The organism is uncultured Candidatus Pelagibacter sp. (assembly GCF_943788075.1).
Classification (GTDB): Bacteria; Pseudomonadota; Alphaproteobacteria; order Pelagibacterales; family Pelagibacteraceae; genus Pelagibacter.
Window position 1 is genome coordinate 114,794 of the sequence record NZ_CALSOW010000004.1, and the last position, 14,559, is coordinate 129,352.

General features: G+C 28.0%; 14 protein-coding genes and 2 pseudogenes. 7 read left to right on the forward strand and 9 right to left on the reverse strand.

Translation table 11 applies throughout. From position 1 onward, the window contains the following. Nucleotides 1-27: 27 nt before the first annotated feature. The 5 genes from Q0X98_RS05265 to Q0X98_RS05285 are packed head-to-tail and all read left to right on the forward strand — an operon-like array spanning nt 28 to nt 5,924. Complete coding sequence (locus Q0X98_RS05265) at nt 28-969, forward strand: aspartate carbamoyltransferase catalytic subunit (RefSeq protein WP_297681942.1); 942 nt, start codon at nt 28-30, stop codon at nt 967-969. Continuing rightward, nucleotides 970-2,256: a dihydroorotase gene (gene pyrC / locus Q0X98_RS05270; RefSeq protein WP_297681943.1), complete on the forward strand. Its 1,287-nt coding sequence runs from the start codon at nt 970-972 to the stop codon at nt 2,254-2,256. Nucleotides 2,257-2,258: 2 nt separating this feature from the next. Next, nucleotides 2,259-2,837, forward strand: coding sequence for a glycerol-3-phosphate 1-O-acyltransferase PlsY (plsY, locus tag Q0X98_RS05275; RefSeq protein WP_297681944.1), 579 nt, complete (start codon nt 2,259-2,261; stop codon nt 2,835-2,837). Nucleotides 2,838-2,874: 37 nt separating this feature from the next. Beyond that, nucleotides 2,875-5,463, forward strand: coding sequence for a type I DNA topoisomerase (gene topA, locus Q0X98_RS05280; RefSeq protein WP_297681945.1), 2,589 nt, complete (start codon nt 2,875-2,877; stop codon nt 5,461-5,463). Beyond that, complete coding sequence (locus Q0X98_RS05285; RefSeq protein WP_297681946.1) at nt 5,463-5,924, forward strand: RidA family protein; 462 nt, start codon at nt 5,463-5,465, stop codon at nt 5,922-5,924. Before topA ends, Q0X98_RS05285 begins: the two co-directional genes overlap by 1 nt. Nucleotides 5,925-5,927: 3 nt before the next feature. Here the strand turns inward: Q0X98_RS05285 and Q0X98_RS05290 are convergent, their stop codons facing one another. Then, entirely contained in the window at nt 5,928-7,226 is a 1,299-nt protein-coding gene (locus Q0X98_RS05290) for a UDP-glucose/GDP-mannose dehydrogenase family protein (protein WP_297681947.1), read from the reverse strand. Further along, nucleotides 7,223-8,038, reverse strand: coding sequence for a sugar phosphate nucleotidyltransferase (locus tag Q0X98_RS05295; RefSeq protein WP_297681948.1), 816 nt, complete (start codon nt 8,036-8,038; stop codon nt 7,223-7,225). The genes Q0X98_RS05290 and Q0X98_RS05295 overlap by 4 nt, the downstream gene beginning before the upstream one ends. A gap of 4 nt (nt 8,039-8,042) precedes the next feature. Here Q0X98_RS05295 and Q0X98_RS05300 point away from each other — a divergent pair, with 4 nt between their 5' ends. Then, nucleotides 8,043-8,888, forward strand: coding sequence for a pantoate--beta-alanine ligase (locus tag Q0X98_RS05300; protein WP_320415277.1), 846 nt, complete (start codon nt 8,043-8,045; stop codon nt 8,886-8,888). A gap of 2 nt (nt 8,889-8,890) precedes the next feature. On the opposite strand, the gene mgtE is transcribed toward Q0X98_RS05300, so the two are convergent. Further along, the gene (gene mgtE, locus Q0X98_RS05305; RefSeq protein ID WP_297681950.1) at nt 8,891-10,264 is read right to left on the reverse strand and encodes a magnesium transporter; all 1,374 of its coding nucleotides are present in this window, start codon (nt 10,262-10,264) and stop codon (nt 8,891-8,893) included. A 60-nt stretch (nt 10,265-10,324) separates the two neighbouring features. Here mgtE and lipB point away from each other — a divergent pair. Then, nucleotides 10,325-10,943 (forward strand): annotated as a pseudogene (gene lipB / locus Q0X98_RS05310) (lipoyl(octanoyl) transferase LipB). On the opposite strand, the gene Q0X98_RS05315 reads toward lipB, so the two are convergent. The 6 genes and pseudogenes from Q0X98_RS05315 to Q0X98_RS05340 all read right to left on the reverse strand — a co-directional run bounded on the left by Q0X98_RS05315 (nt 10,921) and on the right by Q0X98_RS05340 (nt 14,349). After that, a complete protein-coding gene (locus Q0X98_RS05315) occupies nt 10,921-11,670 on the reverse strand; it encodes an RNA pseudouridine synthase (protein WP_297681951.1) in 750 nt (249 codons plus the stop codon). The pseudogene lipB and the gene Q0X98_RS05315 sit on opposite strands and share 23 nt — an antisense overlap. A gap of 223 nt (nt 11,671-11,893) precedes the next feature. Continuing rightward, on the reverse strand, nt 11,894-12,295 hold the full coding sequence (gene rplQ / locus Q0X98_RS05320) for a 50S ribosomal protein L17 (RefSeq protein ID WP_297681952.1): 402 nt from the start codon (nt 12,293-12,295) through the stop codon (nt 11,894-11,896). Continuing rightward, nucleotides 12,295-13,206, reverse strand: a pseudogene (locus Q0X98_RS05325) (DNA-directed RNA polymerase subunit alpha); the annotation flags it as partial. The gene rplQ and the pseudogene Q0X98_RS05325, both read right to left, overlap by 1 nt. 116 nt (nt 13,207-13,322) lie before the next feature. Further along, entirely contained in the window at nt 13,323-13,772 is a 450-nt protein-coding gene (rpsK, locus tag Q0X98_RS05330) for a 30S ribosomal protein S11 (protein WP_080658537.1), read from the reverse strand. A 2-nt stretch (nt 13,773-13,774) separates the two neighbouring features. Next, complete coding sequence (gene rpsM / locus Q0X98_RS05335) at nt 13,775-14,158, reverse strand: 30S ribosomal protein S13 (protein WP_028036906.1); 384 nt, start codon at nt 14,156-14,158, stop codon at nt 13,775-13,777. 56 nt (nt 14,159-14,214) lie between these two features. Further along, nucleotides 14,215-14,349, reverse strand: a complete 135-nt coding sequence (locus tag Q0X98_RS05340) for a hypothetical protein (RefSeq protein ID WP_297681953.1) — start codon at nt 14,347-14,349, stop codon at nt 14,215-14,217. Nucleotides 14,350-14,559: the final 210 nt, after the last annotated feature.

Genomic DNA, 14,559 nt, shown 5'->3' on the forward strand with positions numbered 1-14,559 from the left:
TACTTTATAGTTATAGAGTTAATTTTAATGGCAACTAAATCAAACAAAGCTGTTAAAATTTCTCAAAAACATTTATTAGGTATCCAAGATTTATCAATTAATGATGTAAATCTGATTTTAAACGAGTCACAATCATTCATCAAACTTAATCAAAGTAAAAATAAAAGATTAAATGTTTTGAATGGAAAAACACAAATTAATCTATTTTTTGAACCATCTACACGAACACAAAGTTCATTTGAACTAGCAGGTAAACGTTTGGGGGCAGATGTAATGTCTATGAATATGGGGAACTCTGCCATTAAAAAAGGTGAAACATTGATAGATACCGCTATGACTTTAAACGCAATGCACCCTGATATAATTGTAATTAGACATCAAGACTCAGGTGCTTGTAATTTATTATCTCAGAAAGTTAATTGTGCTGTACTAAATGCTGGTGATGGTAGAAGAGAACACCCTACTCAGGCTTTATTAGATGCATTAACAATAATTAATAGAAAGAAAAAAATTCAAGGATTAAAAATTGCAATTTGTGGTGATATTCTCCACTCAAGAGTTGCAAGATCAAATATTTATTTGCTCACAATGTTGGGAGCAGAGGTTAATATTGTTGCACCAACAAACTTAATGCCAAAAGAAATTGAAAAATTTGGGGTTAATACTTTTACAGATATGAAAAAAGGACTTAAAGATTGCGATATAGTAATGATGTTAAGACTTCAAAATGAAAGAATGACAAGTTCATTTCTATCATCAAACAGAGAATATTATGAATATTATGGATTAACACCGGATAAACTTGATCACGCAAAGTCAGATGCAATTATTATGCATCCTGGCCCAATGAATAGAGGAATTGAGATCGATACAAGACTAGCTGACGATATTAATAAAAGTGTAATAAAGGAACAAGTTGAACTTGGTGTAGCTGTTAGAATGGCTTGCTTGAAAATATTTTGTGAATAAATGAAGAAACAATATTTTATAAACGCAAACATTATTGACCCTTATAATTCATTAAATGAAAATGGTGGTTTAATAATATCAGAAGACGGAAAAATTGAAGCAATAGGTAAAAAAGTAAACTCTAATAATTTGCCGACTAGAGAAAAGCCCATAGATCTAAAGGGTAAATACATCTTTCCTGGACTTGTAGATATGAGAGTTTTTGTTGGTGAACCAGGTTATGAATATAAAGAAAATTTTAGAACTTTAAGTAACGCAGCATTATCTGGTGGAGTAACATCGGTAGTTACAATGCCTAATACAGATCCAATAATAGACAATGTATCAATTGTAGATTTCTTAAAAAGAAGAGGAAGAGATAAATCTAAAATTAATATTTTTCCCTGTGCGTCTTTAACACATAACATTGAAGGTACTAACATGACCGAATTTGGTTTGTTGGCCAAAAAAGGAATAATAGCTTTTACAGATGGTGTTAAGACTATTCAAAATACAAGTTTAATGTCTAGAATAATGAATTCAGCTAAAGACTTGGATTGTTTAATAATGCAACATGCTGAAGATTATCATCTTTCAAAAAATGGAATGATAAATTCAGGTATTATCGCAACTAAACTAGGCTTATCAGGAATACCTGATATTGCAGAGAGAATAATCATAGAAAGAGACTTGGCACTTCTTGAAAAAAATAAATGTAGATATCATATATCTCAACTCTCAGCTGGAAAATCAGTTGAAGTAATTAAAGAGAGAAAAAATGATATTAGATTTACATGCGGTGTCTCAATAAATAATTTATCTCTTAATGAAAATGATATTGGTGATTTTAAAACATTCTTAAAATTATCTCCTCCTTTAAGAAAAGAAGAGGATAGAGAAGCGCTCGTTCAAGGATTAAAAGACAAAACTATCGATGTAATAGTTTCAGATCATAAGCCTGAGGATGAAGAGTCTAAACGATTAACTTTTTCACAAGCAGCAACTGGTGCTTCAGGAATAGAAACATTATTATCTCTATCATTAGAATTATATCATAATGGATCAGTAAAACTTGAAACGATAATACAGGCCTTAACATCTAATCCTGCAAAAATTCTACGTATTGATAAGGGAAATCTTTCAATAGGAAATGATGCAGATTTTTGTATTGTGGATTTAGACAAACCTTGGATAGTAAAAAAAGAAAACTTAATTTCAAAATCTAAAAATACTTCAATTGAAGATAAAAAACTTCAAGGTAAAGTAACTAATACCTTTGTAAAAGGTAAGGAATTATTTAAGATATAATAATGGATTATTTTATTGTTGGTATTGTCTCATATTTAATGGGCTCTATTCCATTTGGTTTGATCTTGACTAAAATATTTTTGAATAAAGATATTAGGGAAATAGGTTCTGGGAATATAGGTGCAACAAATGCCTTAAGAACAGGAAATAAACTTATAGGCTATTCAACATTAATACTAGATATAGCTAAAGCTATAATTCCAGTTATTTTTGTTAAAATTAATTATCCTGACTTAATATATATAGCTTCTTTGTGTGCCTTTTTAGGACATGTGTTTCCTATTTGGCTTAAATTTAAAGGTGGTAAAGGTGTGGCTACTTATGTTGGAATTTTATTTTCTATAAATTTATTACTAGGAATTATATTTACAGCAAGTTGGGGTATTATATTTTTAATCTTTAGATACTCTTCACTCTCATCTATTATAGGCTCTATATCAATACCTATTTATATCCTGATAACAGACCAAATAAGTAATGCTATTTTTTTTGGAATAATGTTTGTTTTGATCTTCTTTACCCATAGAGAAAATATTAAACGGTTGAAAAATAAAGAAGAAAGTAAGACAAAAATTTATTAATTTGACTATCAAAGACTTTTGAGTAGTTTGTTAAATTATGAATCTAGTCATAGTTGAAAGTCCAGCAAAAGCTAAAACAATTAATAAGTATTTAGGTGATAATTATACGGTTTTAGCTAGCTATGGCCACATTAGAGATTTACCATCAAAAAATGGTTCAGTTGATCCTGATCAAAATTTTAAAATGGAATGGGAAGTTGATAGCTTTTCTAAAAAGTATTTAAAAGAAATTACTGATGCAGCAAAAGATTCAAGTAAAATTATTTTAGCAACAGACCCAGATCGTGAAGGTGAAGCGATAGCTTGGCACGTAAAAGAATATTTAGATGAAAAAAAACTCTTAAAAGATAAAGAAGTTGAAAGAGTTGTTTTTAATGAAATTACTAAAAAGGCAGTAACATACGGCATAGATAATCCAAGACAAATTGAACCCTTACTTGTTGATGCTTATATGGCTAGAAGAGCTCTAGATTATTTGGTTGGTTTTAATATATCCCCTATTCTTTGGACCAAACTACCAGGATCAAAATCTGCCGGTAGAGTACAATCTGTAGCTTTAAAACTTATAACTGAAAGAGAACATGAAATAGAGTCTTTCAATCCTGAAGAGTTTTGGACCCTAAGTATTAATTTTCAAGATGAAAAAAAAAACTTAATTACTTCAAGTATTTCTCAATTAGAAGGAAAAAAAATAGAAAAATTTTCTTTTAAAAATAAAAATGAAATTAATAATGCTATAGCAAGTATTGAAAATAAGAAATTCAATATAAGTGATATTTCTTCAAAAATTGTTAGCAGAAACCCATCTGGTCCATTTACAACATCAACTTTGCAACAAGTTGCTTCAAGTAGGTTGGGATTTGGAGCTTCTAGAACAATGCAAATTGCTCAAAGATTATACCAAGGTATTGAAATAGATGGGGAAACAATAGGATTGATTACCTACATGAGAACTGATGGGACAAACCTTTCAGCTGATGCAGTTTCAGATTTTAGAGATTTTATTAAAAAAGAATATGGAACAGAATATTTACCTGAAAAACCTCTAAATTATTCTGGAAAAAAAGCAAAAAATGCTCAAGAAGCTCATGAAGCTATAAGACCAACAGATATAAGTAGATCACCAGATTCTGTTAAAAAATATTTGAGCACAGATCAACAAAAACTATACAATCTAATTTGGGGCCGAGCCTTATCATCTCAAATGGAGACTGCAAAATTTGACAGAAATACAATAACAATAACTACAGAAGATGGTGCCACAATATGTAGGTCTAGCGGATCTGTATTAAAATTTGATGGTTTCTTGAAAGTATTCCCAAGTCCAAACAAAGATGAGGATGAAGCTATCTTACCTGAAATGTCAAAAGGACCAATTAATATTGAGTCCCTTATTGACGAACAACATTTTACTCAGCCTCCTCCAAGATATTCTGAAGCAAGTTTGGTAAAAAAATTAGAAGAACTTGGTATTGGTAGACCCTCAACTTATGCAAGTATCATATCTACAATTGCAAACCGTGGGTATGCAGAAATACTTAACAAAAGATTTTTTCCTACAGATCGTGGAAAATTAATATCTGCTTTTTTAGAAAAACTATTTTCTAAATATGTCGATTATAATTTTACAGCTGGATTAGAAGACCAACTAGATGAAATTACCACTGGAAAAGAAAGTTGGATAAAAGTTTTAGAAATGTTTTGGAAAGATTTTAATAATAACGTTTCAGAAGTAAAAGAAAAAAGAACTAGAGAAGTTCTAGATTTATTAAATGAAAGTCTAGGAACATTAATTTTTGACAAAGATGAAGATGGTAAAGTTGTTAGAAAATGTAAATTATGTGATACAGGTTCACTTAGTTTAAAAAATAGCTTTAGAGGTGGTGCCTTTATTGGTTGTTCAAACTATCCTGAATGTAAATTTACAAGACCATTATCTAAAGCAAAAGCAGCAGCACAATCTCAATTAGCAGAACCAAAATTCATAGGTAAACATGAAAATGGAAATGATATATTTTTAAAAAATGGGAGATTTGGTCCCTATCTTCAATACGAAAAAATACCTGAAGAAAAAATTGATGAAAAAATCACAAAGAAAAAAAAGAAAACAAAAAAACTTAAAGCTGATGTAAACGAACTTTTAAAAAATGTTTCAATACCAAAAGGCCTAGAGTTAGAAAGTATTGATTTAGAAAAAGCTCAATTTTTATGTTCTTTACCTAAGTCTTTAGGATTAAATCCAGAAAATCAAAAAGAAATTACTCTAAATACTGGAAGATTTGGTCCATATCTAAAATGTGAAAATAAATCTGCTAGAATTGAAAACATAGAAGAAATATTTTCAATTGGTCTTAACAGGGCAATTACCCTTATCGCAGAGGCAAAACCGGGAAGAATGTCTTCTTCAATAATTAAAGATCTAGGAGAGCATCCTGAAGATAAAAAACCTGTTAGAGTAATGAAAGGTCAGTATGGCCCGTATATTAAATATAAGTCTTTAAATGCAACAATTCCGGAAGAAAAAGATCCAACTGAATTAACAATGGAGGAAGCATTAATCCTTATTGAGAAAAGAAAAGAATACGATAAAAATAAGAAAACTAAAAAAAAGAAAAAAGGTAAATAATGAATTTTGACGATAAAATTAATGAATTAAATATTGAACTACCTGAGGCTAAAGCACCTGTTGGCTCTTACGAGGCAACTAAAATTTCAGGAAAATTACTCTATGTTTCGGGTCAAATATCAATAAATTCAAATGGAGAATTGATCAAAGGAAAAGTTGGTAAAGACTTAACGACAGATGATGCGTATAAAGCAGCTGAAAGATGTGGATTAAGTATTGTTGCTCAAGTTAAAAAAGCATGTAATGGAGATCTATCAAAAGTAAAATCTTGTATTAAACTAACTGGATTTGTTAATTCAACTGAGGATTATACTGAACAACCAAAAGTAATTAATGGTGCTTCTGATTTAATAGCTTCAATTTTTGGTAATGCTGGCATGCATACAAGAGCAGCAGTAAGTACAAACAGTCTTCCATTGGGAGTGTCTGTTGAAGTTGATGCTATTTTTGAACTAAATTAATTTTTATCTTCCAATACCATAATATTTAAATCCTTGTGATTTAATTTTTAGTGGAGAAAAAATATTTCTCATATCATAAATCTTTAGATTTTTAGATGGATGCAGTTTTTTAAAATTAATAGATTTAAAATCATTCCATTCTGTGTGTAATACTACTAGGTCAGACCCTTCAACAGCATCCCTTATTGAGTTTACACAATTTACATTCTTAATATTTTTAAATTCTTTTTTGAATCCTGTTGGATCATAATATTTTATTTTAGCTCCTTTTTTTGAAAGAAATGGTATCATCTCTAAACTCGATGAGTCTCTCATGTCATCAGTATTTGCCTTAAATGTAACTCCTAAAAAACAAACCTTTTTATTTCTAACTTTGTTATTGAGTATTTGGTTGATCTTTTTTAAAAGTAATTTTGATCTTAAAGAATTTGATTTAATAACACTTTTAATCACTGATAAATTTACTTTAAATTTATCTGCAGTTGTAACGATAGCCTTAGTATCTTTTGGAAAACAAGATCCACCATATGCTGGACCTGATCTTAAGAAACGACTACCTATTCTTTTATCTAATCCTATACCAATAGAAATATCTTCAACATCAATTTGAGCTTTTTCACATAAATTTGCAATTTCATTAATAAAGGTAATTTTAGTCGCTAAAAAAGCATTAGAAGCATATTTAATAAGTTCGGCTGCTCTTCGATTAGTAGATATAAATTTTGCTCCTTTTGATATTAATGGCGAGTAAAGATTTCGTAACTTTGTAGCTGACTTTTTGTCATTAGTACCAATTACAACTCTATCAGGATAAATAAAATCTCTTATAGCTTCACCTTCTCTTAAAAATTCAGGATTTGATACTACTGAAAATTTATTTTTATTTACATTTTTTGATAGTATTTTTTCAATTTCATCACCAGTTGTTACTGGAACAGTTGATTTGGTTATAATTATTTTAAATTTATTAATAGATTTTGATATTTCTTTTGTTGCAGAAAATATTTGGCTAAGATCAGCACCAGAACCTTTTTTTTTTGTTGGAGTGCCAACGCATATAAAAACTATATCTGATTTTTTTATTGAACTACTTAAATCTGTTGAAAATTTTAATCTTTTATTTTTATAATTTTTAAGAACTAGTTCTTCTAACCCAGGTTCATAAATAGGAATTATGCCTTGTTTAAGTTTGTTTATTTTATCTTGATCTCTATCAACACATATAACTTCATTACCAAGATCAGAAAAACATACACCACTTACAAGACCCACATAACCTGTACCAATCATACAAAGTTTCATAATTTTGCAATCTCCTTAGAAGAATTTATATACCCATCCATACTTCCGCAGTCTAAATATTTACCAGAAAAATTATGGGCAATGAATTTTTCATTATTATCAATTAACAATTGAATGGCGTCAGTAATGTGAATTTCTCCTCCTTTACTTGGTCTTAAATTTTTTAGTTTTGAAAAGATTTTTTTAGGTAATATATATCTGCCTATTACAGCCTGATTGGAGGGGGCATCTTTAATATTTGGTTTTTCAATCACACTATTAATTAATGAATCTCTCTTATTCAATTTTTTATAAAGTTTATAAATACCCCATCTTGAAACAGTTTTTTTGTTTACACTCATACTTGCCATAATGGATGCTTTATATTTTTTATGAGAAACAATCATTGATTTAGAGCAATTTTTTTTGATTATAAGATCGTCAGGTAATAACATTAAAAAATATTTGTCTTTAATATATTTTCTAGTTTTAAGAACAGCATCCCCTGTTCCCTTTGGCTTATTCTGATAGACAAATTTAATCATTTTTCTATATTTTAATATTTTTTTATACTCTTCAATAATTCTTGGATCTTTTTTTTTTTTAATTAAATCATTATAAAATTTGTCATTATAAAAATATTTTTTAATCATCATTTTTCTTTTTGATATAATGAAAATTATTTCTTTAATGCCTGCGTCTATGCATTCATTTATTATATATTCTAATCCAGGTTTTCCATTAATGGGTAAAAGTTCTTTTGCAAAAACACTCGTTAAAGGTAGTAGACGTGTGCCCAATCCTGCAAGTGGAATAATAGCTTGTTTAATCATTTAAATGTTTTACTTATTAAATATTTTAATACAAATGAAAATTATATTAAATAACAATATTTTACGCAAAACATTGAACCCTTTTAACGATATTGGTTTTGTACCTACAATGGGTGGTATTCATGATGGTCACATATCTCTTATAAAAAAATCAATTCAATTAAATAAAAAAACAATAGTGAGTATATTTGTAAATCCAAAACAATTTAATGATATTAAAGATTTCAAATCCTACCCATCTAATATTAAAAATGATTTATCTATTTTAAAAAAAATAAGACAGTTAGATTTTATATATATTCCTAAATTTAATGATATTTACGAAGATAAAAAAAAATCACATATAAGACTTAAAAAAAAAGACAAAATACTTTGTGCCAAACATAGAAAAGGCCATTTTGAGGGTGTTTTAGATGTTATGAATAGATTAACAACATTAATTAAACCTAAAAAAATATATATGGGCAAAAAGGATTTTCAACAATTTTTTTTGGTAAGAAATTTTATTGAACAAAAATTTAACACAAAGGTAATAGGATGCAAAACCATCAGAAATAAAAATAAACTAGCATTATCATCAAGAAATTTTTTACTTAATAAACAAGAATTAAATGATGTTGAAAAAATTTCAAAATTATTTTTAAATTTGAAAAATAAAATTAAAAATACAAATAATATTAATAGATTTTTACAAAAATCAAAAAAAGAATTTGAAAGTTTCTTTAAAATTAAAATTGAATATTTGGAGAATAGAAATACAAAAAACCTAACAATTTCAAATAAATACCAGAAATCAAAAATATTCCTAAGTTATTATTATAAAGGTATTAGATTAATTGATAATTTTTAAGCTTATAGAAAATAAGCACCTACACCTAAGAATGATACAAAACCTATTACATCTGTAATTGTTGTTACAAATACACTGGAAGCAATAGCAGGATCAATATTTATTTTTTTTAAAGTGACTGGAACTAAAATACCAAAAAGTCCTGCGATGATCATAGTTAAAACCATCGAAATTGAAATTATTATTGACAACGTATTGTCTTGGAACCAAATTTGAACAATAAATGCACTAATAGCTGCAAATATAATTCCATTTAAAATTCCTATAAAAAATTCTTTTAAAACATTTGATGAAAAATTATTTTCTGTTAAATCATTTGTTGCTATTGTTCTAACAGTTACAGCCAATGTTTGCATTCCAGCATTACCACCCATTGAGGCGACTATAGGCATTAAAAAAGCTAATACTACCATCTGTTCAATTGTTGCACCAAACAAGCTAATACACCAAGTAGCTAAAAAGGCTGTAAATAAATTTAATAGAAGCCAATTAAATCTTCTTTTAGTTTTAGTTATGACACCATCAGTGATTTCTTCATCACCTACCCCTGCCAATCTCAATGCATCTTCTTCAGCTTCTTCTTTTAAAACAGTCAAAACATCATCACTCATAATCATGCCAACTAATTTGTTATTCTTATCTACAACAGCAGCTGAATTTAGGTTGTAGTTCTCAAATAAATTCCCAACCTCTTCTTTATCCATATCTACTGGTATTAATAATTGAGACTCAGACATAATTGAAAGCATTTTTGTATCTCTAGAAGTTGTTAACACACGAGAAGATGGAACTGTACCAATTGGTTTAAATTCCTCATTCGTAATAAATATTTCTAAAAATTCTTCTGGAAGATCTTTATTTTCTCTTAAATAATCAATTGTTTGACCTACAGACCAATTACTGGGAATTGCTGTAAATTCACGCTGCATTATTCTTGCTGCTGTATCTTCTGGATAACTTAAGCTTTCTAATAAGGCAAAACGGTCTTTAGGTGGTAATGAGCTAAGAATGTTATTTTTCTCATCTTCTGGAACATTTTCTAAAATTGATATTGCGTCATCTGACTCAAGATTAACTAATATTGAAACTATAGACTCTGAAGAAAGATAAGTAATAATCTCTGTTTGAACAGACTCGTTAAGCTCTATGAAAACTTCAGGGTCAATCTTAAAATTGTTAAGTTTTATTAGACTTTCTCTATCAGATTGATTTAAGTGTTCAATTATATCTGCAGCATCAGCAGGATGCATTTCATTAAAAGAATTAGTAATGAAAAGAGCATCATTGTTGGCAATTTTTGATGTTACAACTTTTATGTATTCTTTATTGAATTCAAAATTTACTTTTTTATCTTTTATTTTTTTAACTAAAGACATAAATCTACCTATAATTTAGATTGGACTATTAATAGATAATTAAGATAATACAATTTATAAATGAATATAGAGATCAAAAAGTCAGTAAAACCAATAAATTATTTTGATGCAATAAACTTATTGGAGAAGAGATTGGAAGATTTATACAGCAAAAAAGATAAACAGCTTATTTGGACATTAGAACACAATGAGATATTTACAGCAGGTACAAGCTATAAGGAAAATGAAATTTTAGATAATTCTATAAATCTAATAAAAACTAATCGTGGAGGTAAAATTACTTGTCACGGTCCTGGTCAATTAATTTGTTATTTTGTTATAGATTTAAGAGAAAAAAAGGATATTAGAAAATTTATTACCTGTATTGAAAATACAATTATTGAGACACTAAAGAGTTATAAGATAGATACTTTTTCAGACAAAAATAATATTGGAATTTGGTATAGTAAAAATCAATCAATAAATAAAGTTGCAGCAATTGGAGTAAGGGTGAAAAAGTGGATTGCATACCATGGATTTGCAATTAATATTAATAATAATCTAGACTCAATATAAAAAGATTATACCCTGTGGTATAAAGGATAAAGGTGTTACCAATTTAGTTAATATTTCTGATAATGACTATTCAAACTTAGATAATTTATTAATAGAAAAATTTATTTCAAATCTAAAAACCTAAGTCTTTTTATCTTTAGTAATTTTCTAAAATAATCTGGTAACAATGCTGTATAGGTATGTTTAACATCATCAATAATAAATTTAATTTGGTATGAATGAAGCATCAAATTTTTGTTTAACCCTCTAGTAGAGTTAGTTAATTTATATTTAATGTCACCAAATATGGGTTGCCCTAAAGCATACAATTGTTTTCGAAGTTGATGTTTTCGTCCAGTAATAGGTTTTAGTTCAACTAAACTGGCTTCAGAATTTTTATCTAAAACTTTATAAATTGTTTTTGCTTTTTCAATGATTTTTTTATCTCCATCATATCGAATAAGATCATCATTCCATTCTCCAGAATCTTTATTTAACTCTCCATGACAAATAGCCAAGTATGTTTTGTGAACTTTACGTAATCTAAACAAAGAGGTTAATAATTGTGCAGACTCTCTAGTTTTAGCCATTATAAAAACACCTGATGTATCTTTATCTAATCTGTGAACTGAATATGGTTTTGTACCTTGAAAAATTTCACTTTTAGCAAAAATATCTACTAAATTTTTTTTTGATTTAGTTCCACCTTGTACAGAAATTCCTGAGCTTTTATTTAATACTATAAAATTTTCATTATTATCTATAATTTGATCTTCATTAGATTTAATAATTTCTTTTGATGGTTCAAATTTAATTTTTTTTTGAACTATAGTTTCTTTAAAATCTAAGTTAAAAAAATCTACAATCATCATTTGTTTTAACTTTTGTTGAACTTTTAATCTTTTTTTTATTTAATCTTTATTTTGCCTGATCTTAAATATTTTTCGATTAATCCTTGAGGTATTTTGCCAATTTTAAGTCTTGTCCAACGATCTATACGCATATCATTACACGTTGAATCAACGGTATATGACTTTTTCATGATTTAAAATTTATGCTGTTGCTTGTTTCTTTTCTTCAGCTTTTGGAGTTTCTTTACTGATAGTCTTTTTTTGGTTTATCAATTCTTTTAGCTTCAACATCTCTATCTACAAATTCAATAATAGCCATTGGTGCATTATCACCATATCTAAACCCAGCTTTTATAATTCTAGTATATCCACCATTTCTTTTTTCATATCTTTTTGAAAGAGTTTTTTTTACTTTATTTGCTGATTTTATATCTTGAAGTTGAGAAACTAACATTTTTGTAGTTTGTAATGTTTCTTTTTTACCTAAAGTAATAATTTTATCAGCTTGAGGTTTTAAAAATTTAGCTTTTGGCAAAGTAGTTTTGATTTGCTCATATTTAATTAAAGAATTTAACATATTCTTTAAAAGAGCCTTTCTATGTTCAGAAGTTCTATTTAACTTCTTATTTGCCATTCCGTGTCTCATTAGATAGCTTCCTCTAATTTTTTAGACATTTCAGCAATATTATCAGGTGGCCAATTTGGAATTTCCATACCTAAATATAACGACATTCCAGTTAAAACTTCTTTAATTTCATTTAAAGATTTTCTTCCAAAATTTGGCGTTCTAAGCATTTCCCCTTCAGATTTTTGGACTAAATCACCAATATAAATTATATTATCATTTTTAAGACAATTCATTGATCTAACTGAAAGCTCAAGTTCATCAACTTTTCTTAATAAATTTTTATTAAATTCTGGTTCAGTAGATACTTCTTTTACTGGAGCTTCAACTGGTTCATCAAAATTAACAAACATTTTTAACTGATCTTGAAAAATTCTTGCTGAATAAGCTACAGCATCTTCTGCTGAAATAGACCCATTTGTTTCAACTTCCATAGTAAGCTTATCATAATCTAAGGCTTTACCTTCTCTAGCTGTGCTTATTGAATAAGAAACTTTTTTTACTGGGCTATATAATGAGTCTATAGCAATCAATCCTAAAGGTGGTTCTTCTGGTTTATTTAAATCAGCAGGAACATAACCTTTTCCAGTACTTACATTCATTTCCATATGAAAATTTGTATTTTCATCAAGATTACATATTACTAAGTTCAGGATTTAATATTTCTACATCTGCAACTTGTGCAATATCAGAAGCTTTAATCTCACCAGGTCCTTTTGCATCAAGATAAGTTTTTTTGTTCCTTCTGAATTACATTTTAAAGCTAAAGATTTTACGTTTAAAACAATATCAGTAACATCTTCTCTTACACCTTTAATAGATGTGAATTCATGCAAAACACCATCAATTTGAATTGAAGTAACTGCAGCACCTCTTATTGATGAAAGTAAAATTCTTCTTAAAGAATTACCTAATGTTAATCCATAACCTTTTTCTAAAGGTTCCGCTATAATTTTAGCATGAGTTAAATCATCACTAATTTGAACATCTAATTTAGATGGCTTAATTAATGATTTCCAATTTTTTACATTTACATTTTCGACTTCCATTAAACTCTCCTTTTCTTTGGTGGTCTAGTTCCATTATGAGGCATGGGTGTTGTATCTTTAATTGATAAAATTTTAAAACCTCTTGCTTGTAATGCTCTTAAAGCTGTTTCACGTCCAGAACCAGGGCCCTTCACTTCAACAGATAAAGTTTTCATTCCATATTCTAATGCTTTAGAGGCAGCAGCATCAGCAGCAATTTGTGCAGCATAAGGAGTTGATTTTCTTGATCCTTTAAATCCTTTTTGCCCAGCAGATGCCCAAGATATTACATTTCCATTTGTATCTGCAATTGAAATAATTGTATTATTAAAAGTTGATTGCACATATGCAATACCATTTAAAATATTTTTTTTAATTTTTTTCTTTTTTGAATATGAACTTTTGTTACTTTTTTTTGAAGATTTCTCTACCTTCTGATCTTTATTTTCAACTTTATCAGCTTTAGCCATAATTATTTTTTAGTTGGAGTTAATTTTTTTCCTGCAATAGCGATTGCTTTACCTTTTCTTGTTCTTGCATTGCATCTTGTTCTTTGACCTCTTACAGGTAATTTTTTTCTATGTCTTGTTCCTCTGTAACAAGCAAGATCTATTAATCTTTTAATTGTAAGTGAGTAGTCTCTTCTTAGATCACCCTCAACTTTAAAATTAGCATCAATATATTCTCTGATTTTTAATATTTCATCATCAGTTAATTCATTAATTCTTTTTGCTCTTGGAATTTCCAGTGAAGTACAAATTTGATTGGAAAACTTATCTCCAATTCCATAAATATAAGTTAAACCTATATGAACAAGTTTATTTTGTGGAATGTTGATACCTGCGATACGAGCCATAGTTTTTGTGATAATTTGAGCCTTTTATATAATAAGATTACTCTAAAGTCAACGTCTTAAACATTGATAAAAGCGTCTATTTCCTTCGTTATTTGATCAATTTCTTGTGTCCCATCAATCTCATGAAAATTTGAATTTTTTGAGTAATAATCTAACACAGGTTCTAGTTGTTTCCATGTACGTACTGACATATCTTTTAAGAATAGTGTCTTTTCGTATTATCATCATGATCTATTTCTCTAATATTAATTTCTTTTTTCAATTCATTTCATATAATTGTGTCTTTGTTTACATTTCAGGAACGAAAATATGAGATCTATTTTTTGATTTGATTTATTTAATAATTAAATCTAAATATTGTGCCTGACTTAAAGTTCTAGGGTATCCATCAAATATCAATT

Bases quoted from the DNA above. Each gene is read 5' to 3' on its own strand.
- Q0X98_RS05300 (WP_320415277.1), top strand. From the start codon at position 8,043: ATGTTTTACTTATTAAATATTTTAATACAAATGAAAATTATATTAAAT.
- Q0X98_RS05265 (WP_297681942.1), top strand. From the start codon at position 28: ATGGCAACTAAATCAAACAAAGCTGTTAAAATTTCTCAAAAACATTTA.
- mgtE (WP_297681950.1), bottom strand. From the start codon at position 10,264: ATGTCTTTAGTTAAAAAAATAAAAGATAAAAAAGTAAATTTTGAATTC.
- Q0X98_RS05290 (WP_297681947.1), bottom strand. From the start codon at position 7,226: ATGAAACTTTGTATGATTGGTACAGGTTATGTGGGTCTTGTAAGTGGT.
- rplQ (WP_297681952.1), bottom strand. From the start codon at position 12,295: ATGAGACACGGAATGGCAAATAAGAAGTTAAATAGAACTTCTGAACAT.
- topA (WP_297681945.1), top strand. From the start codon at position 2,875: ATGAATCTAGTCATAGTTGAAAGTCCAGCAAAAGCTAAAACAATTAAT.
- rpsK (WP_080658537.1), bottom strand. From the start codon at position 13,772: ATGGCTAAAGCTGATAAAGTTGAAAATAAAGATCAGAAGGTAGAGAAA.
- Q0X98_RS05285 (WP_297681946.1), top strand. From the start codon at position 5,463: ATGAATTTTGACGATAAAATTAATGAATTAAATATTGAACTACCTGAG.
- Q0X98_RS05340 (WP_297681953.1), bottom strand. From the start codon at position 14,349: ATGTCAGTACGTACATGGAAACAACTAGAACCTGTGTTAGATTATTAC.
- rpsM (WP_028036906.1), bottom strand. From the start codon at position 14,158: ATGGCTCGTATCGCAGGTATCAACATTCCACAAAATAAACTTGTTCAT.
- pyrC (WP_297681943.1), top strand. From the start codon at position 970: ATGAAGAAACAATATTTTATAAACGCAAACATTATTGACCCTTATAAT.
- Q0X98_RS05295 (WP_297681948.1), bottom strand. From the start codon at position 8,038: ATGATTAAACAAGCTATTATTCCACTTGCAGGATTGGGCACACGTCTA.
- Q0X98_RS05315 (WP_297681951.1), bottom strand. From the start codon at position 11,670: ATGATGATTGTAGATTTTTTTAACTTAGATTTTAAAGAAACTATAGTT.
- plsY (WP_297681944.1), top strand. From the start codon at position 2,259: ATGGATTATTTTATTGTTGGTATTGTCTCATATTTAATGGGCTCTATT.